The following is a 19507-nucleotide window of genomic DNA, read 5'->3' as shown; positions in this document are numbered from 1 at the left end:
TCAAATCCAGGCATCACGGTCGATGCCGTAGAGGAAGAGCTTCAAGGTCGGCGGCGCGCCGTGCGGGAGGAACACGCGCGCCTCCCGGCACGTCACGATGTCCTGCCAATAGGGGCGGCGGTCGGGATCCCGCTCGCGCTCGAGGATCTTGTACGCCGCAATCCCACGCCCTTGCGGGAGCTCGCGGGGCGGGTCGAGCACCCGATCGATCCGAACTCCCGTAAAGGAGCGCTCCATGCATTCCTCGATCGCAAACGGCGCGGCCAATTTGATGAGGCGCGGGAGGTGCTCGAGGTAGTCGTCGTTGTCGCAGGTCGCCACGAGCACGGGGCGCTTGTGGAGTAGATCCTCCCGGCGAAACTGCAACGCAAAGAGTCCTCGTTGATCGAGGCATGCGAACGGCAAGGCCGTCACGTCGTCGCGGGCCACGGCGTCGAGCAGTCGAACGATCCTCGTGGCGCACCACGGGAAAATGGTGCCGAGCTCGTCGTGTTTGTAGAGGGGTGGTTGCTCGACCTCCGGCTCGAAGGAGACCAGGGCGAGGTACAGCGATTGAAGGCGCTCGTAAAAGGTATATGGCGTCGTCGAAGCGCGTCCGAGCAGCGCGCGAAGAACGGCGAGCTCTCGGCTGACGATGACGAGCAAGTCGAGGGCCTGCTGCGGGAGGGTGGCCGCGGTGAGGTGGAACGGCGCCATGCTGCGCAGCTCGAGCAGCTCGCTTCTGCGCCGCGCGAGGGCGTCGACCACGGCCTTCACGGTTCCGATCAACGCGTCGCACGCGCGCGCATGAAGTACGGTTGGCCACACGGCCCCTGCGAACTCGATGGCGCTTCCCGCACGCTGCACCCGGCCGAGCGCGATGACCTCGGAGCGGTCGCAACGGTCGCGCGGGTAGTCGTCGAAGACGATCTCGAGCTTCGGTCGCATCCACGGGAGCTCGGCGTCGACGTTTCCCACATACCGGGTGGAGCGCGCGCTCGTGTCGTCGGGGGTGAGGTTGAGACCATCCAGGACCAGCTTGGGCACGGCGAGGTAGACGCCGATCGAGGACGTCAACCCGTACAGCCTCGTTTGAACGTCGGCCTCCAGCGGTGGGGTCTCCTCGTCGATTGTAGCTTCGAGGCCGCTGGCGAAGACCACGTGAAGCTTGCGGAACACGAGCTCTCCCCGGACGAGGGCGTCGCGATCGTAAGCCATATCGACGATCCCGTAGGCATCGGGAAGAACGCGCCGCAGGGCGCGCGCGCGCAAGCTCTCGCCGTAGGTGTCCGCGGCGTAAAAGTGGATGGGTTGGCCGCGCAGAACGCGTGGCCAAAAGGGCTTTCGGGGAATCATCGGCGGTCCAGCCTCCCCGGCACCGACAGCTCGAACTCCGCGCCCTTGTAGCGCATGTGCGGCCGCACGATGAGGTTCATGTGGTACCAGCCCGGCTGGCCGTCGATCTCGCGCACGTCGACTTTCGCGCTGCGAAGTGGAAACCGAAGGCGCATGGCAGCGGGCGGGTTTTCGGCGCGATTGACGAACTGGCGGATCCACGTCGTGAGATCGCTCGCGAGCTCTCCCGCCGTGTGATGGCCTCCCAGGTGCTCGCGCTGAATGATTTTGACGAAATGCGCAAAGAGCGAAATGAAAAGCAGGTACGGGATCTGCGTGCCGAGGTAGTAGTTGAGCGTCGCTTGCGGCCCATGGTCCGAGCACAATACCTTCGGCTTTTGAAGGCTGCTGGCCGTCGCGAACCGAAGGGAGCCCTCCACGGGATCGCACGTGAGCGCGATGAATCCAAGCTCCGCAAGGGCCAGCTCCTTCTTGCGCGAGAGGACGACGTCCACCGGCGGCTTGCAGGCGTCCGAATTCATGGCCGCGTGCCAATCGCGCACGGGCGGCTCGTCGTCGAACGTGCCGAGCACCCCCATGGCGGTTCGGTGGCGCGCGTGGCTGTCGGCCAAGCGCACGCCAAACGCATAGGTCGCGCTTCCCCACAAATGATCGCGGATCCCGTCGATGCGCTCGTTGTACACGAAGCTCTCGGCCGACCCGTCCGATTGATCCACGTCGCGGTGGGGCAAACGGAGCAGCATGCGGGGCAGCAAGAGGCCGACGTAGCGACTGTCCTCCGTCTCGCGAAACCGATTCCACGCCGACATTTGGGGAGTGTCGAAGACGGCGTGAAGGTCGGTCATGGCCGTGAGCTCCTCGTAGGAGGCCACGCCGAAAAGGAGCGGGTCGAGGTCAAGGAAGATTGGCGCGTGTGCCATGGCGGCGACGGAGGCCATGCCCCGCAAAAGGTCCAGGTCCTCAGGCGATGAGGTCATCGCGAACGGAGCAAAAATGGCCGTGTACGGCTCGCCGCCATGCTGTCCGTACTCTTCCGAGTACACGATGCGATACAGCCACGACTTCGTGGGATCTGGGTTCTCGGCCAAGTCGGACCGAAGCTCCTCCTTCGAGTAGTTCCAGACCTTGATCCGAATGTTCTCCGTGAAATCGACCCGGTCGACGACGAACTTCAATCCGCGCCACGCGGATTCGAGCGCCTGAAACTTCGGGTGATGAAGAATGACGTCGACCTGGCGCCCGATGCGTTCATCCAACTTGGCGATGAGCCAATCGGTGAGATCGGGCGATCCCGCCAGCTGCGCGATGAGCGATTCGACGGCCATGTCGTCGGGGGAGCTCGCCGTTACCGTATCCGCCGCGGTCATCGTTCTCCCGGATCCAGCGCGTAGAGCGCGATGCTCGTGATGCCGGGGATCGAGCATTGCAATCCCAGGCGCCCGGCGCGGCAGATGGCCGTCCAGATCTCGGAGCGCTTATCGAGCTGGAAGTAGAGGGTACCGTGCACCTCCGGGAGCTTGTCGGGTCGCGGCCTCCATTGAACCGGGACACCGGCGACGTTGGCGTATTTCAACTCGAGCAGGTCCCGCAGCGGGGCGATCTTCGCCAACCGGGGAAGCTCCGTGCGAAGTCGGTCGAGGTCTTGGCCCGTGACCGCGAGGAAAAATTCCTTTTCCAGCACGCCCGGCGGCGAGCGCAGGTCGGCTTGGCGCGCCCACGGGTAGTCGCGCACGCCTTCGAGCCGGATCTCGAGGTGCTCTTTTGCGCCGATGGCGGCCAACGTTTTCGTCAGAGCATCAAAAAGAGCCGAGAACGTGCGGCCCAGCTCTTGATGGTGAAACCGCGGGAGGTGGACCGGATCGTCGTCGCGCTCCGAACCGGAAGGGAGCGGCGCATCCCCTGCGGGGGTGAAGGGCGCGAGGGTGTGGAGGATTTCGACGAGATCGAGGTACGCCTTGTGCGGTGGGGTCAGCGGGCGGTCGAGCAAATCGAGAACCTTTTGCACATAGGTACCGAGAAGGCCTCGCAATTGGCGGCGGGTGTCTTTGAGCGCATCGAGGGCCTGCCAGTGATCCGCCCAGGCCTTCCGCGCTCGTAAGAGCTCGAGGAGTTGCTCGAGCTGCTCGGTGATGTAGGTCGATGCGCGAATCCGCCAGACGGGCGGAACGTAGTGGCGATCCAGAACGAGCTTTCCGTCTTCGTCGCGGACGAGTCGACCGCAGGGCACCACGTCGAACCCATTGAGCCGGCTGATCTCCGAGAGAAGCCAGGCATTGGGGCGCAACCAGGTTGCCTCGATGGGTCTCGTGCCGTTGGCCACGTCGGCCACGGTATGGGTCTCCGTGACATAGCGACGATCGGGATGCGGATCGCCCGGTGCATTGACATTGGCGCGGGAGTTCTGCACCGCCGGAACACCGATGTAGAGCCGCACCGATTCTCTCGAACCGAGATCGGGCATTGGGAGCCGCAGAGGTCGATCATCCGGCCCGACGGTGACCTCGGTACCATCGGGCATCGTGGCATGAAGGCGGCGAATCTCGAGCCGGCCGCTCTCCTCGGCTACCGGATCCCACTCGATTTCGTTGATGCCCCAGGCGTCATCCGCAACATAGGAGAGAGCTCGGGCCGCGCCCTGCTCGTGGTACTCGTCGGCCCATTGGAAATGGTGAGGTGCAAGTCGAAGTTTGTAGGGCCACGCCGGTTTTCTCAGCATCGCGCGCATCGTTCATCCTTCTCGACGGCTGGAACGAACTCGCGCGTGGCCTCCTCGGCGTTGGCCAAGAGCGGCACGCGCACGTGAAGGGATCCGCCGAGCTCCGTAGTGTAATAGGTCTCCACGCCAAGCTCGCGGGCGCCGAGCTCCCACGCAGGTACGTCGTTCGCGTCGAGGTGGACCTCGAGCTCCACGGCAACCTTGGCGTCGAAGATGCGCCTCGTCAGCAACTCCACGTAAGCGTAGGCACTCCCGCCGGGCATCAAGCTCTCGTACGCGGTGCGACCAACGGGCCCCACGTGAAGGCGGACGAGACCCTCGGTATCGTCGCGCTCGTCGCCGTAGATCATGTCTTCTCCGAGGGTCGAGACCTGCACGCCCAACTGCGCCGTCTCAAACGGGTCGATGGCGACGGTCCGGTGGATGTTGGGCTGCAAGGAGATGGGCCACGGGACAAGGCGCTGGAGAAGCTGCTCGGCGCTGCGAACGTCCATCGCGTGCGGCTGGCCGCGCTGAAAATCGGCGAGGCCCAACGCGACCATCGGCGGCAAGGGGTCCTCGGCAATCGCCGTGAAGGCGTCGACGCCCGCCAGCGGGCGGAGGATTCGGCTGAGCGCGTCGTTGCCGTCCAGATCGAACCCACCCTCGATGGCGCGCGCCTTCCACGCGGCGTACAGTCGCGCGGCCAGCGGGTGGTGCAGCACATCGTAAAATGCGCGCACGACGCCCTCGTCGTCGTGCTGGACGATTTCCTCGGTCCATTGGGCCGCGAGAGGGGCGGACGTGCCCACGAGGCCCAAGAAACGAAGATCCAACCGCACGTGCGGGCGTTCGCCCCTGGACACGGTGAGGGCCGCGACGTCACCGGAAGGGTACACAAGACTCGGTACTTGGCCGAATCGAATGGGGCGGCGCCCGCGATGGGGGCGGCCGACGTCGGCCGCGAACATGTGCTCCAGGAGGCGAGCGGCCGCGAAGAAGTCGTATTGGCCGGCGGTTTCGACGAGGCGCTCGAACAGATCGACCCGTGCCTGTCGAACGGCGAGACCGAGCGGAGCTCGCTCCGGATGCGAGGCACGCGGGCGCGCCGCGCAAGGATGCTCGTGGGGCGTTGACTCCGAGACGCTAGGCGGCCATCGGATGGCATCGCCGGTCTTCTTCAAGGTTGCGATGCATTGAACGAAGCCGTTGGTGGCGACGTGCGCATCGAGGAGTCGATGAAGAATGCGCGCGAAGAGCGCGACGTCGCCCGGTCCACGAAAGTCGGTCTCGTCGAGCTCGAGGGATGCCCGATAGCCGCGGCGTGAGCCACTCGGCTCGGTGGTCGGCTGGATCGTGAGCGCTTCGAGGCTCCGAATCCGGGCGACGTTGGCGTGAAAGCGTGCCGGATCGACCTCGAATGGCGGTAGGAGCGAAAAGAGCACGTTCTGAAGCGCAACGAGCGGGTCCTCGTCGGGGATTGCCCCACGCATGAACGCCCGAAGGGCGAGGTCGGCGCCCGCAGCCGGTGGAACGTAGTTCGATGTCGGCAGGATGTTGCGCACGCGCATCGACCCCGGCATGCCGGCCCCCGCCGACGCAAGCTCCCCCGGCGCCAGCTCGCACCCGCGGCTCGTGGCCAACACGCGCAGCGCGATCACATGGGGCTCGAGGAGGGGCTCGGCGCCTCGCGGGCTCGTTAAGGTGACGAACAAATCGGGCTCCGAGCGCGTGCGGGAGGGCACCCAACGCGTGGAGTAGGCGTACGGAAAGTCGCTCGAGAACCGTTCGGCTGCGAAGCGCCGCACGGCAGGCAATGGGATGGTCGGGCCCGCCCGATCGCGGGGCTTGGCCGTCGCCGATATGACGGCATAGACAACACCGCGCGCTCGGGGTAGCCCCGCGACGTGCACGGGGAAGGTCGACACGCCGGGACCAAACATGCGCGGCTCGGCGGTCGTGCGAAACAGGTTGACCGCCGGCACGCAGTGCGCACGCAAGCCGTCTTGCGCAAGCGACGCAGCGGCGGGTAAGGCCCGTTCGAAGCGAAGGACCACCGTAGCCTGGCGCACGCCCGCGCCGCGATGTGCACTGCCCAGGCGAAGAACGAAGAACCGAAATTTCTCGGGAAAGCTGAAATACTCTTGCAGCAGGGACGTCGCGGTGGGAGGGCCGTCCGGCTCCGGCGCGAGCATCTCGTCCAGCCGCAGGCCATACGGCCGAACGGCCGCGTCCAAATCGCGGACGCGCCCATCGGGGAAACGGAGCTCCACCCGCTCCGTATGGCGAAGGACGTGCGCGAGCAGTAAAAGCGCGGCTTCGTGCGGGCCGTCCACGTAAATGCGCAGCTCCTCACCCAACGCCGTGTCGAGCGTCCCGTCGAAGACGCGCACCTCGAACTGGAGCGATCCGGCGAGGGCGCGCGCGTTCTCGATGCGGTACGGCCCCACATCCACATCGCTCACCGTTTGGAAACGGCACCATGGGTCTTTGGCCGACAGGATCTCTGCGCCCGCGGCGATGCGCCGGCTCCGGCCGTCCTCGGGCTCCAGCTGCACGATGGTGGCTGCGGGAAACGGCCGCGCCAAGGAGGGGGCGACAACGTCCGCCAGCGCGCCGTGACTCTCCATTTCGAAATCGGGGATCCGCTCCAGGATGGCAGCGCCGATGGCGAAAACACCTCGGCGGATGCGCTCGAGGGAAGCGTCCATGGCCATGCGACCGAGGCGTCCCACGAGCCCCGGATGCAGCGTTGCGAACGCGCGCGCGGCGGCCACGAGCCCTTCGATACGTGCCTGCGGAAAGCGCGCCATCAGATCACCTCCCACGCTCGTCGTGGAGCGACCGCCGCCTCGAACGCCACCGGCATGGGTCGCCCGTTCACCACGACCCACCCCTCGATTCGGACGCGAAACGTCAAATCGAGTCGATCGCTCGGCACCGGCGATACCCGCGGGTGATGAATTTTCGGAACGTAGCGACGAAGCGCCGCCTGTGTCTCGGCGCACCATGCTCCGGCGCCCTGCCGTGACTCGTAGATGCGTGTGACATCACCGAGCCCGTACTCCGGGTCGCCCGGCATCGAGCCGCGAAGCACGCCAAAGAGGGTCGCGACCTCCGCCATGAGCGCGGCACGGAGCTCCTGCATCGAGCCCTGCGACGAATGGGTGTGCGACACATTCTCCAGAAATTGGGCGATCACGCGTCGGCCTTTCGTTTGTAGGCGGCTTTCGTATCGCCTTCGACGCCCTTCACCTCGAGCTCGACCTCCTCGTACGAAAAGCTGATTCGGGCCAGATCGCTGTATTCGTGATCGCCGGGCAGCATTCGAGCCGTATCGGCAACCCCGAACTCGACCATCGTGACGGTGGCTTTCTTCAGCGCCATGGTGGCGTACGACGTTTCCTTTCCGCCCGAATCTTTGCGTTTGAAGTCGAGCGTGACGTCCTCGAGCGGTTCGCTGTTGCTCCACGCGGCCTGCAAACACTGCGCGACGACCGCGTTCCACTCGCAGACGATCCACATCGGCTCGTTCTGCACCGTGCCCGCGCCCTTTTCGCTTTTGCCACGCGTCTCGATCGGGACGGTCACCTTGCCCCCGAAGGCAATGGCGGTCGATCTCCCCTCCCCCGCGCGCGTGTCATCGCTCTTGAACTGCCCTTGCTTCGAGCCGTTGATGGAGATGTAAATAATGGACTGGTTGTTCGAAGGCATGATCGTTCAACCCAAAGGAAAGGAATGGCGCTCGCCATCGCGCGGGTCGTAGCGCGCGAACGCCTCGAGGCCGCGATCCTTCTCCCGAAGGACCGTAAGCCGCGAATAGCGCAGCTTTTCATTGCGCTCCGCGATCGCGCGGGCGAGAAGCTTGCACTGAAGCCATGCTTCCGCGTCGCTGCAGGACGCCGATTCGATTCGAAGCGTGAAGTCGTCACCCGTTTGCCAGTTCGCGCCTGAAAGCGAGCGGCGTTCGGTGCGGTGGGTCATGTGGACGCACGAGGGCATTCGAAGCATGCCGTCGTAAAGCCCTTGGGCCGCGTGCAATCGGAGAAAAGCGTTGAGATGGGCCGGCTCGGCGAATCGTCGGGGCGACATGCGCGCAAATGCATTCATGCGCATCGCGAGCCCCAACATCGCACGACGGGAGGGCGACACGCGCGTGATGTTTCGACCACCAACGTCACCGACACCGAGGTTTTGAGTCCGCGTGCCGTCGCTGGCGAGGACCGTTCCCTCGAGTGTCCCTGGGGCCGGTGCGCGAAAGCGGTCGCGGTTGGCGAGCGAGAGTCGCACGATGGTCCGCGATTCGTCGCGCGCAATGGCCTGCTCGAGCCGGTAGTAGAGCAAACCGGGTTCGATGGGATGCGGACGGTCAGGCGCTTCCAACGAGACGATGGGAACCGGCCCGTCCCTCCCCTCCGCGTGGATCGATTGAACATGCAGGATCTCGGCATGTGCGCGCTCCTCGGCCACGAGCGGCCACTCGGGGCCGGCCTCGGCACGAAGGGGCTCGATGGGAATCTCGTATTGATTCGTGGCCGGCGCGCAGAAGAGGCGCAGGGACCGAGGGTTCATGGATGACGCGTGCTCCACGACCCGGCCCAGTGGAAGGATCAGCTCGAGGCGAGCGACCTTTTCGGAGCGGCACGGGCCAACGAGGATCTCGCAAAAGCCGTAGCTCTCGGGAAACTCGAACAGATCGCGCAGGAGCGAGCTCGCTCGGAACCGATCGACCGGCGCCGATACCAGCGACGGCTCGTCCGTGTCCACCCGCACCCACGCGAAGGCGTCGGGCGGCAGGTTCCCGCGCGCCACGGGCCGCCCTGCCGAATCGAACGTGGCAAACGCGATCGGATCGCGCGCCGTGCGGAGCGCATGCAGAAGCTCGATGGCGCGGGCGGCGCCTCCGGATCCGACGTGCACGAAGAACCGAATGCGCTCCGGTAATACATTGCCAAGGCTCACACCGTCGCGGCCCACCAGCACGACGTGAAGCGTCTGCAGCAGCGCATTCGGACGATCCACCCGAACGTTTTGGATCGCGTACGGCCCCGGGTGGACGGGCCATACCACCACGAAGGGGAGCGGGATGGGAGCGCCACCCGCCTCGAATGTCGCGCCCTGCGCGTTGTCCGAGTGCGTGGCGGAGGGTGGCAGCTCCAAGATGGTCGAAGATGGGCGCGGGCGAAGGCATTCGGGCAGCGCCCGTGCGACCAAGGGTCGAAGAAGGGTTTGCCCGTCGTCGTGCAAACGCTCGTCGATGGAGGCGAGGACGAACGCCGTCGACTGGGCCAATTCGGTCACATCGTCGTTCACGTCCCGCGCGAGGAGTGGAGCGAGCCGAGGATACTGCTCCGCGAGCTCTTGGAATCCGTCCCATACTTCGTTTAGCGCGCTTTCAACGAGATATCGAAACATGTGCGACGTGTGATCTCTTCGAATCGCCTGTGCAAAAAGCGATTCGTGTTCGGAGTACCTGGCACGGGGCGCGGGAGAATACGCGCTGCGACACGCGGAATGCAAAGCAAGCGGTGTACCCACACTGGGAACCGCGGAGGCCGTGGTGTTCCAGAAATGCGGTCAAAGGAACATCCAATCATTGCCCTCGCGGTTGCGCATTTTCCAAACAATCGTGTTCCCGAATCGAACAACTCATCCATCCTCGCTGTGCAGTTTTTGAACAGTGCCCGCATCGCGCGCTGGATGTCTGCACGACAAATCGATCCCGAGAACGCGCAGGGCGCACGCGTCGAACGCGCCCTCGGAACGGACTGCCGACCGTCTACGATCCGTCAGGGACCATCGAGACCGCTCTCGAGGTCTTCGACGCGCGTGGGGACCTTTTTCGCGCGAGCGGCCTTGGAGCTTGCACTGGGGCGCGTGGCAACCGAGGTTTTCGGGATCTCGACGATCTTCGGCGGTTCGGCGGCCTTTTTGGGGCTCGGCTCCTTCTCGGTCGTCGCAAGCGCCGGTGCGACGGTGGGCGCGGAGGCGACGGCTGCCGCCGACGCGACGGCAAGCGCCGGCTGACCGACGGCAGCGTCTGCGACGGCCGCAGGCCATTCGGCTGCTTCCAAGGTCGGGGATGGCGCGGCGGCGGAAGCCTCCGCGCGTACGGGAACGGGTGCGGCGGGTGCGGGCGCCGCGACCATCGGCGGCGATGCGGAGCGCGTTGCAAACAAGTGCCCGAGCGTGCCCGTCACCAAGCCAACGACGACGAAGCTCGTGACGGCGGCTGCAACACCGCCTGCGATCCTCCATCCCCACGACCGACCCCGTTGCGGTTCTGGAACGGCGCCTTCCTCGTGCGCGGGCCCCTCGAGGCCCTGCCCCAGGAGCCTGCGGGCCATCTCCTCGTCGCACACCGGCGCCTCCCGAACTCGGTGCTCACGCGCAAGGTCCGGCGTTGGATCCACGGTGCGCGACATGGGCATCGGGGTTTGCCCGCCGGCCACGGGTCGCGATCTGTTCGCGTCCACAGCCGTCGGCAAGGAGGCGGCCGCCACCGGCGATGGCTCCGTGGGCGCCACCGCGCTGACCAGCCCCATGGCGTTCCGAACCTCGCGCGGAACCGAGGCGGGCGGCCCCTCGACCGACTCACGTGCGGTCGACATGCTCGCGAGCTGGTGCCTCGCTTCGATCACGGGATCGGAGCCCGGCACGATGATCGAGGGAAGCCGATCCTGGTTCGCTTTGGCCGCGACCGCGGCGGCGCGTTTCTGCATCGTGCTGGTCAGCGCCAGGGATTCGTCCTCGACCGTCGCCTCGATCACAATGGGCGCCTGACGACTTGCCACCGCACGCTCGGCGCGCTCGCACGCCACCGCCATGGTGGCCGCGTCCGTGCGTTTGCGCGGATCGTGCGAGAGCAGACGTTCCACCTGGCGCGCGAAATAGTGCTCGGCGTCGCCGTAGTTCGGGATGAACTCCGTGAGCCGCGGAGCGTCCGGAGGGTTGTCCTTGAGGATGATCTCCCGCAGAGCATTCGGCCCGTGCTTGGCCCAGGGACGTTGCCCCGTCACCATCTCGAAGATCAGAACGCCGAGGGCGAACAAGTCCCTCGACGGCTCATCGGGCTCGCCGAAGTACGTCTCGCGCGGGATGTAGCCGTGCGTGCCGACGAGCCCCCCTTGCGACGTCAACTTCTGCCCATCGGGGGCTGGGTAAAACGTGGCCACGCCCAGATCCATGAGGCGTGCCCGCATCTCCGCGCCCGGTTCCAGAAAGACATTCAGGGCCTTCACGTCGCGGTGGAGCACACCCTGCTCGTGCAAAAAAGCTATCGCCAGGCACACGTCCCGCCCGATGCGGCACGCCGTCACGAACGGCAGGCGTTCGTGAATTTTGAGGTACTCCCCGAGCGACCAACCCTCGAGCAGATCCATCACCGCGAACGGCCGGCCATCCGCCATGAAGTCGTAGTTCAACACGGTGAGAATGCGATCCCGCCCATCGTGCAGGCTCTTCGGATCGCGCAGTCGGGCCCCGAGCCTCGCCTCCAACTCGAAGCGCGGCGCCAAGACTTGCCACGGGCGCGGCAAGCCTCGCTCATCTTTGAGCGTGATGGTTTTGAGGGCGAAATCCTTATCGAGATGGAGGTCCCTCACCGCGTAGACCTCGCCCATCCCACCTCGTCCGAGGGCCTTGGTGACCCGATACCGACGTGTGATCGTAGCGCCGGGTATGAACTCGTATTCTCCAGTGGATGGCATTGCGAGCTCGAGGAGCGAACCGCGTTCCATCGGAACGCACGCGCGTTACCCTATAAGAAAATCGCGAAACGCTGCACCGGGGACTCTTGTTGAGCCATTATTGCTGTCGGGCGAACACCATCCTCCCGGTGAGCTTGCACCATTCTTTGCAAGAGATCTCCGTGCCCTCTCCCCCGATGTCTCGACATGCGCGAAGCTCGATGGTCTGGCGTTTCTTCCTCCGTTGAGCAACGATTCGCGCGCCCCCTGTAGCGCCCCATGAAACACGACAAGGATTCAGAACCGAGTTCGATGCCGACAGGACAACGTCCTGGTGTTGACTCGATGGGTAGGACGACGGTGCCGGATGCGCCTTTGCGGGCCAATGGTGGGGCGCGGCGGTTTGTGGGGGGGATACGGAGCCGGGGTTGGGGGAGGTCGCGCTGCCTGATCAGACGGCGCTGCCAAGGGTGCCCGAGGATCGGCGGGCTTGGCTCGAAGAGCTAGCCGATGACTATGCGCGGAAGAAGGAACGGAAATTTAGTTCGTTTCCGTCGGCGGACGGGGTGGGTCCGGCACCCGCACGCGACGATGTGCGCAGCGTTGCTTCCGAATCTCCGGGTCTTCCGTCGCCTGCGTTGGTGGAGTCGTTACCGCCACCTGCGCCGCGGGTGAGCGAGGCGACTGGCGCCGCGACTCCGACGACCAGCGTGATCCCTCGCCGCACGGATCCCTCGATGCGGGTCGTTGCGCTCGAACGCTCGCGCAAGAAATTGCTCGTCACCAATACGGTCATGGGAATCGCGGTGGTCGGGCTCCTCGGGGTCGTGTTGTGGTTGGTGCTCGGTCGCAACAGTGGATCCGCGATTTCTGCCGCTCCGAGTGTGCCCGTGGCGACAAGCGCGGCGCCGGCTCGGCCGAGTGCGCCGGTCGCATCATCGACAGTGCCGCGCGAGCCCGCCGCGAAGGCCGTGCAACCACCAACCGTGGAGCGCGAGGAGGTCCCGACTGCGTCGAAAGAGCCGCCGATGGTTCCAATTCCGAAGGGTCATCCGCCCGATGTGCCGTCGACGAATCCTCGCGGAACGGCGTCCGCCGCGCGCAATCCCGGATTGCCGTCGGCACCCACGAGCATGAAGAGCGCGTCCACACCGTCGAGCAAGCGACCGCCTACGCCATCTGCATCCACCCCGCAGCCCTCTTTGCCGTTCGAGTTTGAACATTGAGCTCGAGGATTTCCTTGCGTCCCACCATGTCCCGATCCCGCGTACCCATCCTTCGTAGTGTGCTCCTGGCGTTGGCCCTCGGCTGCAGCGCCATGCTGACAAGTCCTGCACATGCTCAGAGCAAGGCTGCCGATGCCCTCAACGAGGAGGCGTTTCGAGCGCTCAAGAATGGCGAGAACGAGCGCGCGCGCCAGTTGCTGCTCGAGGCGCATCAGCGTGATCCGCATCCCAAGTACGAGTGGAATTTGGCGAATGCCGAGAGGCTTTCAGGCCACGATGTCGATGCGCTCGCGCACTTCCGACATTACCTGCGGTCTCCTCTCGCGAGCCCCGAGAAACGACAAACCACGCTGGCTCACATCGAGGCGCTCGAGAAAAAGGTCGGGCGGATCGACGTCGACGCACCCGAGGGAACGGCGATCTGGTTGGATGGCCGCGACACCGGGAAGAAAACGCCGCTCGACAATCCGCTCGATGTCGAACCGGGGACTCGCTCGGTCGAGGGGCGGCGTGATGGGAAGATTGCCAAGGTCACCGTGCAGACCGATGCTGGGAAGCTCGCGAACGCCCGCCTGAAATTCGAGACGACAACGACGGCCCTTGCTCCGCTGCCGCCCGTCGCTTTTCCGACTCCGGATCCCGAACCGGCTCCTAGGCCGGCCGACAGGGACACCGGCTCGGGTCTCGCGTGTCCGAAGTCCGGCGCGTGCGTGGGGTTGACCATCGGCACCGCGGTGATCGGCGCGGCGGGTTTGATCGGGCTGGGTGTTTTTCAGACGCAAGCCAATAGCGCATCCAGCGACGCGGACGCATTCCATGCTCAGGGCGGGCGATGCGACGGTGGCGATGCATCCGGATGCGCGAGACTCCGCGAGCTCGAGGACGACCACACGTCCAAGCTGACCCTTTCGAGGGTTTCCGGTGCGGTCGGGGCGGCGTCGCTGATTACAGCCGGTGTGCTGTTCTTCGCTTGGCCGAAGGCGAAAAAGGAAACGGGCGCTCGGCTCATTCCGATCGTCTCGCCCACCGCAAGGGGTCTTGGAGTCGAGGGTAGGTTCTGATGGGAGTGCACTTGTTTCGCTTGGAGATCGCATGAAAACTTGGTTGGTCGCATCCTTGGTCACGGTTACGGGTATCGCTGCCGGTGCGGGATTGGCGGCAGGGTGCGACAATGCGGATAGCTGCACCTTCGGGGGCGATGGGTGCTATCCGCCGCGGGACGCGGGGAAGGATACGAGCGTGACGTGCGATCCGGCGAAGGACTCGGCGTGTCTCGACAATGGGATCGCCGTTTTCGTCGCGTCGACGGGCTTGGACTCGGCCGACGGAACGAAGGAACATCCCGTGCAGTCGATTCAAACGGCGCTCTCCAAGGCGGCCAGCGCGGGCAAGTCGCGCGTGTACGTGTGCGACGGCTCGTACGCCGAGCGGGTGAAGATCGATCGTCCCATCAGCGTCTACGGTGGCTTTGCGTGCACCGGGGCGTGGACGTACACAGGGGCCAGGGCGAAGATTGCTCCCGGCGAATCCGGGCCTGCGCTCGAGGTGCGCAACGTCGCCGGCGCCATCGTGGTCGCCGATCTCGAGTTCACCGCCAAGAACGCCGCTGCCCCCGGTGAGTCGAGCATCGCGGGTTGGGTCTCCCAGTCCGGTGGCGTCACGTTTCGGCGCGTCAAGCTCACTGCAGGCACAGGGGCCGACGCGAATTCGACGCCGGTAACCATCCCGGACTGGGTGCCGCCGAAGGCTCTCGATGGCAACAGCGCCGACGGGGGAGCGCCCGGCGGTGAGCAGCCCAATCCGTGCTCCGGTCTGACCGCGCCGAGTGACCGTAGCGTGGGCGGGCCCGGCGGCAATCGCAACTCCGATGGTGGAAGCGGCTTGCCGAAGATTCCCGAAAAGCCGGCGGGCTACACGGGTGCAGGCGGTGACACGACAAAGAGCTTCTGCGATGGCGCGCCACGACCTGGCGCCTATGGCGCTGGAGGCCAGCAAGCCGCGGAAGGATCCGCGCCCGGACAAGTAGGTCCAAACGGCTTCGTTCCCGCGAGTGGTGCGACCGGAGGCAACGGCGTCACTGGACAGGGCGGCGGGGGCGGCGCCGGCAAGAATGGCGGCACCGCGTACGGCGGAGGGGGCGGCGCGGGAGGCTGCGGCGGTAAAGGCGGTGTGGGCGGGCAAGCCGGTGGGTCCAGCATCGCGCTGCTCGTCCATCGGATGAAGGTCACCCTCGAGAGCACCACCCTCCACGCCGACAAGGGCGGTCAGGGAGGCCCGGGCGGCAAAGGCCAAAAGGCGCAGCAAGGGGGAACAGAGGGGAACAGCGGCGGCTTCGGCGGCTGCCCTGGGGCACAAGGCGGTCACGGAGGCAGCGGCGCTGGAGGCAACGGCGGCGCAGGAGGCTCCTCGTTCAACCTCGCCTACGTGGGCGACGCGCCTAGCATCGACGGCGCAGACGTCACCGACAAGGAGTCGCTCACCGACAAGGGATGGTCGCTCCCGTCCTCGTCAAGCAATGGCGGTGGCGCCGGCGATAAGGGTGAGAGGGTCGTGCTTGAAAGCGACGAAGGCCAGCCTGGTCGCCCAGGTCCGCACGGCATCACGAAGGCCGTGGTCCCTCTGGCTCCAGCTCCGTAACAGGCACGCGCGGGCACGGAACTTGGACTCCACGAGCCCTTCATGAACGACCCTCTCGTCGCACCGCCTCACCGCCGACTCCCCTCATCGGGCGCGGAGCACCCGCGACCTTCCGGCTCGCGTTGCACCACGACAACGCGGGGGCGAGCACCCGATTTGAGGGGAGTCCGACGCGCGAAGCGCGGCGGGTGGGGAGCATCCCCTCTCCTCTTCCTTATGCTCCTCCACTGCGGCGATTCCTCGACCAAGGCCGATCCGCCTCTCGATGGCGGCGTGACGTGCGATCCGGCGAAGGACTCGGCGTGTCTCGACAATGGGATCGCCGTTTTCGTCGCGTCGACGGGCTTGGACTCGGCCGACGGAACGAAGGAACATCCCGTGCAGTCGATTCAAACGGCGCTCTCCAAGGCGGCCAGCGCGGGCAAGTCGCGCGTGTACGTGTGCGACGGCTCGTACGCCGAGCGGGTGAAGATCGATCGTCCCATCAGCGTCTACGGTGGCTTTGCGTGCACCGGGGCGTGGACGTACACAGGGGCCAGGGCGAAGATTGCTCCCGGCGAATCCGGGCCTGCGCTCGAGGTGCGCAACGTCGCCGGCGCCATCGTGGTCGCCGATCTCGAGTTCACCGCCAAGAACGCCACCTCGCCCGGCGAGTCGAGCATCGCGGGTTGGGTCTCCCAGTCCGGTGGCGTCACGTTTCGGCGCGTCAAGCTCACTGCAGGCACAGGGGCCGACGCGAATTCGACGCCGGTAACCATCCCGGACTGGGTGCCGCCGAAGGCTCTCGATGGCAACAGCGCCGACGGGGGAGCGCCCGGCGGTGAGCAGCCCAATCCGTGCTCCGGTCTGACCGCGCCGAGTGACCGTAGCGTGGGCGGGCCCGGCGGCAATCGCAACTCCGATGGTGGAAGCGGCTTGCCGAAGATTCCCGAAAAGCCGGCGGGCTCCGGCAACACGGGTGCAGGTGGAAATACGGCGATGACAGGTTGCTCCGGAATCGCGTTCCCCGGCGCCTATGGCGTAGGAGGGGTGCAAGCCTCGGAGGGGACCGCGCTCGGACAAGTAGGCCCAAACGGTTACGTATCCGCGAGTGGTGCGACCGGAGGCAACGGCGTCACTGGACAAGGCGGCGGGGGCGGCGCCGGCAAGGCCGCAAGCACCGCGTACGGCGGAGGGGGCGGCGCGGGAGGCTGCGGCGGTAAAGGCGGTGTGGGCGGGCAAGCCGGTGGGTCCAGCATCGCGCTGCTCGTCCATCGGATGAAGGTCACCCTCGAGAGCACCACCCTCCACGCCGACAAGGGCGGTCAGGGAGGCCCGGGCGGCAAAGGCCAAAAGGCGCAGCAAGGGGGAACAGAGGGGAACAGCGGCGGCTTCGGCGGCTGCCCTGGGGCACAAGGCGGCCACGGAGGCAGCGGCGCTGGAGGCAACGGCGGCGCAGGAGGCTCCTCGTTCAACCTCGCCTACGTGGGCGACGCGCCTAGCATCGACGGCGCGGACGTCACCGACAAGGAGTCGCTCACCGACAAGGGATGGTCGCTCCCGTCCTCGTCAAGCAATGGCGGTGGCGCCGGCGATAAGGGTGAGAGGGTCGTGCTTGAAAGCGACGAAGGCCAGCCTGGTCGCCCAGGTCCGCACGGCATCACGAAGGCCGTGGTCCCTCTGGCTCCAGCTCCGTAACAGGCACGCGCGGGCACGGAACTTGGACTCCACGAGCCCTTCATGAACGACCCTCTCGTCGCACCGCCTCACCGCCGACTCCCCTCATCGGGCGCGGAGCACCCGCGACCTTCCGGCTCGCGTTGCACCACGACAACGCGGGGGCGAGCACCCGATTTGTACGCCATGAAGCAAAGGAGAGACCGATGATCTAAAGGAAATCATCCTCGCCCGGGCCGAGCCGGGTGTAGAAGGGGGCCGTGAACGTCGTCGCAGATCGGAGCGGCGGCCTGCAAGAGTCGAACGGCCTGAAACGCCCGAGACAGGCGTTCCTTTGACGCGCCTACGAGCGCACGGCCGACGCCAGATCAAGCAAGGTAGTCCGTCGCGCGAAGCCGGTGGCTCGGGAGCATCTAAATCGTAGGCATCGATTCTGCATCGTCGCGTGAGGACGATGGCCGACCGCACTTCGCACACGGTGACTCGATGAAAATCCTGGTACACGGCGCCAAGCTGCAGTGCTCTCATGGCTCCGCGCAGTCGTCCCTTGTTGTCCCTCCCATGAAGCTCAGCTTCGTGTCCGACGCACCGGTCGCAACGTCGCTAGATTTCGTGTCGCAGACAAACATCTTCTCTTTCGGAGAATGTGACTCGCCCAAGAACCCCCAGGTTGTAGCGGCGAACGGCACACCACAGCCCTGCGTCCCCGCAACATCTTCGCCCTGGTCGAATGCCAGCTCGCTCATGGCGATCCATGGAGTTCCGGTACTGACCGAGGAATCGATCTGCGCGTGCAGGTGGAACGGGACGATTAAGCCCGTGCGCGCAGGCCAAGAGATCGCCGAAATCGCCTCTTCCTCATCGACGGTCTCAGGGTAGAACGCCGCGGGCGCCGCGACTCGCCCTCCCGCACGTTGACGCAGAGAGAAGGCGCTACGAAGCCAGGCGCATGGTTCAGTGGGCGGTCATAGGCGCGCAATCGCGCGGGAGATGCCCTGCTTGCCTGTCTCCGGTCCCGTCATACCCGAGAGCCAAGCCTTTTCCGGCGGGATCGCGGCGACGGGAGCCGGCGCATCGTGCGACTCGAACGCGAGACGAACGACCGTGACTTTACCCGGCTCGGCTTGCGCGCCCGCGTTCGCGGTTTTGCCGTCGTAGCTGCCCTGAACTTTGTGCAACCCCGCGCTAACACTAAGACCAGTTGACGCGATCCCACAGGCATGATCTCTGCTGGATATGATCACCCCGTTGAAACTGCGCGAGGCTGTTCTTCGTGCTCGTGCCGAAGGGCGTTCCTACGACGAAACCGCGAGGCTGCTCGGGATCGGTCGGGCGACGGTGAACCGAATCCTGCGGCTGCACCGCGAAACGAGCTCGCTCGAGCCGAGGCCTCGCGGAGGTGGCAACACCTCTCCGATTCACGGCGAAATGGCGCGGATGCTTGCCGCCATCGTGGCCGAGATGCCCGACGCGACGGTCGCCGAACTCGCGTCGGAGCTCGTAAAGCGCTCACGCACGCAAACGAGTCGCTCCGCTGTGCAGCGGGCGCTCACTCGCCTGGGGTTCTCTCGAAAAAAAAGTCGTTTCTTGCCGCCGAACGCAACACACTCGAGCACCGCGAACTCCGAGAAGCGTTCTGCGCGCTCTTGAAGAACGCGGACCTAAATAGCCTCGTTTTTATCGACGAATCTTTCGTAAAAACCGGCATGCGTCGCGAGTATGCACGCTCGTTGCGAGGTCACCGCGTCACCGGAAGCAGGCCCTTTCGTTCGTGGAAGACGCTCTCCCTCATCGGTGCGATCCGACTCGGCGAGAAGCCGAAGATCATGACGAGCAAAGCTGCGGTGAACGGGACGACCTTCCTTCGCTTCATCAAACACCGGCTCAGTTCGTGGCTGTATCCAGGCGACATCGTCATCATGGACAACCTCAGCATCCACAAGATGCTGCTCGTTCGCGAAGCCATCCTCGATGCAGGCGGCTTTCCGGTCTACCTCCCGACCTACAGCCCGGAGCTAAACCCAATTGAGCGCCTCTGGGCAGACATGAAACGACGTCTTCGAACGCTCGCCCTCGACGCTCAGGATGAACTCCTTCGGACCGTCCGTCGACTTCGTGTACGCGGCCACGTTAAATTGACCCACGACGGCCACCAGAAATTGACCCACCCGGCGGAGCGAAGCGCGGGGGGGAGCAGTTTCGGCCAGGGAAAATTGACCCACCCCTGAAAGGGGTGGACAGGCGAGCGGGCGATGGAGTCGTCGTCCGGG

The 19507-nt window shown here is 65.6% G+C and carries 14 protein-coding genes; 4 read left to right on the top strand and 10 right to left on the bottom strand.

The window, feature by feature from the left end; all coding sequences use genetic code 11:
- The 9 genes from LZC94_10510 to LZC94_10470 form a co-directional block, all read right to left on the bottom strand.
- Positions 1–1335: a type VI secretion system baseplate subunit TssK gene (locus tag LZC94_10510; GenBank protein ID WXB17681.1), complete on the bottom strand. Its 1335-nt coding sequence runs from the start codon at positions 1333–1335 to the stop codon at positions 1–3.
- The gene (gene tssC / locus LZC94_10505) at positions 1332–2702 is read right to left on the bottom strand and encodes a type VI secretion system contractile sheath large subunit (protein WXB17680.1); all 1371 of its coding nucleotides are present in this window, start codon (positions 2700–2702) and stop codon (positions 1332–1334) included. The genes LZC94_10510 and tssC overlap by 4 nt, the downstream gene beginning before the upstream one ends.
- Entirely contained in the window at positions 2699–4051 is a 1353-nt protein-coding gene (tssK, locus tag LZC94_10500) for a type VI secretion system baseplate subunit TssK (GenBank protein WXB17679.1), read from the bottom strand. Before tssK ends, tssC begins: the two co-directional genes overlap by 4 nt.
- Entirely contained in the window at positions 4045–6843 is a 2799-nt protein-coding gene (gene tssG / locus LZC94_10495) for a type VI secretion system baseplate subunit TssG (GenBank protein ID WXB17678.1), read from the bottom strand. Before tssG ends, tssK begins: the two co-directional genes overlap by 7 nt.
- Positions 6843–7232: a hypothetical protein gene (locus LZC94_10490; protein ID WXB17677.1), complete on the bottom strand. Its 390-nt coding sequence runs from the start codon at positions 7230–7232 to the stop codon at positions 6843–6845. The genes tssG and LZC94_10490 overlap by 1 nt, the downstream gene beginning before the upstream one ends.
- Entirely contained in the window at positions 7229–7744 is a 516-nt protein-coding gene (locus LZC94_10485; protein WXB17676.1) for a type VI secretion system tube protein Hcp, read from the bottom strand. The genes LZC94_10490 and LZC94_10485 overlap by 4 nt, the downstream gene beginning before the upstream one ends.
- A gap of 6 nt (positions 7745–7750) precedes the next feature.
- Positions 7751–9445 (bottom strand): type VI secretion system baseplate subunit TssF, encoded by a 1695-nt coding sequence (locus LZC94_10480; protein WXB17675.1) that lies wholly within the window; start codon positions 9443–9445, stop codon positions 7751–7753.
- A gap of 374 nt (positions 9446–9819) precedes the next feature.
- On the bottom strand, positions 9820–11652 hold the full coding sequence (locus LZC94_10475) for a protein kinase (protein WXB17674.1): 1833 nt from the start codon (positions 11650–11652) through the stop codon (positions 9820–9822).
- Between the two features lie 1114 nt (positions 11653–12766).
- Positions 12767–12907 carry a hypothetical protein gene (locus tag LZC94_10470; protein WXB17673.1) on the bottom strand — a complete coding sequence of 47 codons (141 nt, stop codon included), beginning with the start codon at positions 12905–12907 and terminating at the stop codon, positions 12767–12769.
- A 96-nt stretch (positions 12908–13003) separates the two neighbouring features.
- On the opposite strand from LZC94_10470, the gene LZC94_10465 reads away from it, so the two are divergent.
- The 3 genes from LZC94_10465 (at position 13004) to LZC94_10455 (ending at position 17258) form a co-directional block, all read left to right on the top strand.
- The gene (locus LZC94_10465) at positions 13004–14005 is read left to right on the top strand and encodes a hypothetical protein (protein ID WXB17672.1); all 1002 of its coding nucleotides are present in this window, start codon (positions 13004–13006) and stop codon (positions 14003–14005) included.
- A 31-nt stretch (positions 14006–14036) separates the two neighbouring features.
- Positions 14037–15581 (top strand): hypothetical protein, encoded by a 1545-nt coding sequence (locus LZC94_10460; protein ID WXB17671.1) that lies wholly within the window; start codon positions 14037–14039, stop codon positions 15579–15581.
- Positions 15582–15797: 216 nt separating this feature from the next.
- A complete protein-coding gene (locus LZC94_10455) occupies positions 15798–17258 on the top strand; it encodes a hypothetical protein (GenBank protein ID WXB20390.1) in 1461 nt (486 codons plus the stop codon).
- 944 nt (positions 17259–18202) lie between these two features.
- On the opposite strand, the gene LZC94_10450 is transcribed toward LZC94_10455, so the two are convergent.
- The gene (locus LZC94_10450; protein ID WXB17670.1) at positions 18203–18415 is read right to left on the bottom strand and encodes a hypothetical protein; all 213 of its coding nucleotides are present in this window, start codon (positions 18413–18415) and stop codon (positions 18203–18205) included.
- Positions 18416–18457: 42 nt separating this feature from the next.
- On the opposite strand from LZC94_10450, the gene LZC94_10445 reads away from it, so the two are divergent.
- Positions 18458–19465: an IS630 family transposase gene (locus tag LZC94_10445; GenBank protein WXB17669.1), complete on the top strand. Its 1008-nt coding sequence runs from the start codon at positions 18458–18460 to the stop codon at positions 19463–19465.
- Positions 19466–19507: the final 42 nt, after the last annotated feature.

The organism is Sorangiineae bacterium MSr11954 (assembly GCA_037157815.1).
GTDB classification, from domain to species: domain Bacteria; phylum Myxococcota_A; class Polyangia; order Polyangiales; family Polyangiaceae; genus Pendulispora; species Pendulispora albinea.
Note: the sequence above shows the minus strand (reverse complement) of the source record. Positions and strands in the feature narration are given on the sequence as shown.

Bases quoted from the DNA above. Each gene is read 5' to 3' on its own strand.
- LZC94_10510 (WXB17681.1), bottom strand. From the start codon at position 1,335: ATGATTCCCCGAAAGCCCTTTTGGCCACGCGTTCTGCGCGGCCAACCC.
- tssC (WXB17680.1), bottom strand. From the start codon at position 2,702: ATGACCGCGGCGGATACGGTAACGGCGAGCTCCCCCGACGACATGGCC.
- tssK (WXB17679.1), bottom strand. From the start codon at position 4,051: ATGCTGAGAAAACCGGCGTGGCCCTACAAACTTCGACTTGCACCTCAC.
- tssG (WXB17678.1), bottom strand. From the start codon at position 6,843: ATGGCGCGCTTTCCGCAGGCACGTATCGAAGGGCTCGTGGCCGCCGCG.
- LZC94_10485 (WXB17676.1), bottom strand. From the start codon at position 7,744: ATGCCTTCGAACAACCAGTCCATTATTTACATCTCCATCAACGGCTCG.
- LZC94_10480 (WXB17675.1), bottom strand. From the start codon at position 9,445: ATGTTTCGATATCTCGTTGAAAGCGCGCTAAACGAAGTATGGGACGGA.
- LZC94_10475 (WXB17674.1), bottom strand. From the start codon at position 11,652: ATGGGCGAGGTCTACGCGGTGAGGGACCTCCATCTCGATAAGGATTTC.
- LZC94_10460 (WXB17671.1), top strand. From the start codon at position 14,037: ATGAAAACTTGGTTGGTCGCATCCTTGGTCACGGTTACGGGTATCGCT.
- LZC94_10455 (WXB20390.1), top strand. From the start codon at position 15,798: ATGCTCCTCCACTGCGGCGATTCCTCGACCAAGGCCGATCCGCCTCTC.
- LZC94_10445 (WXB17669.1), top strand. From the start codon at position 18,458: ATGATCTCTGCTGGATATGATCACCCCGTTGAAACTGCGCGAGGCTGT.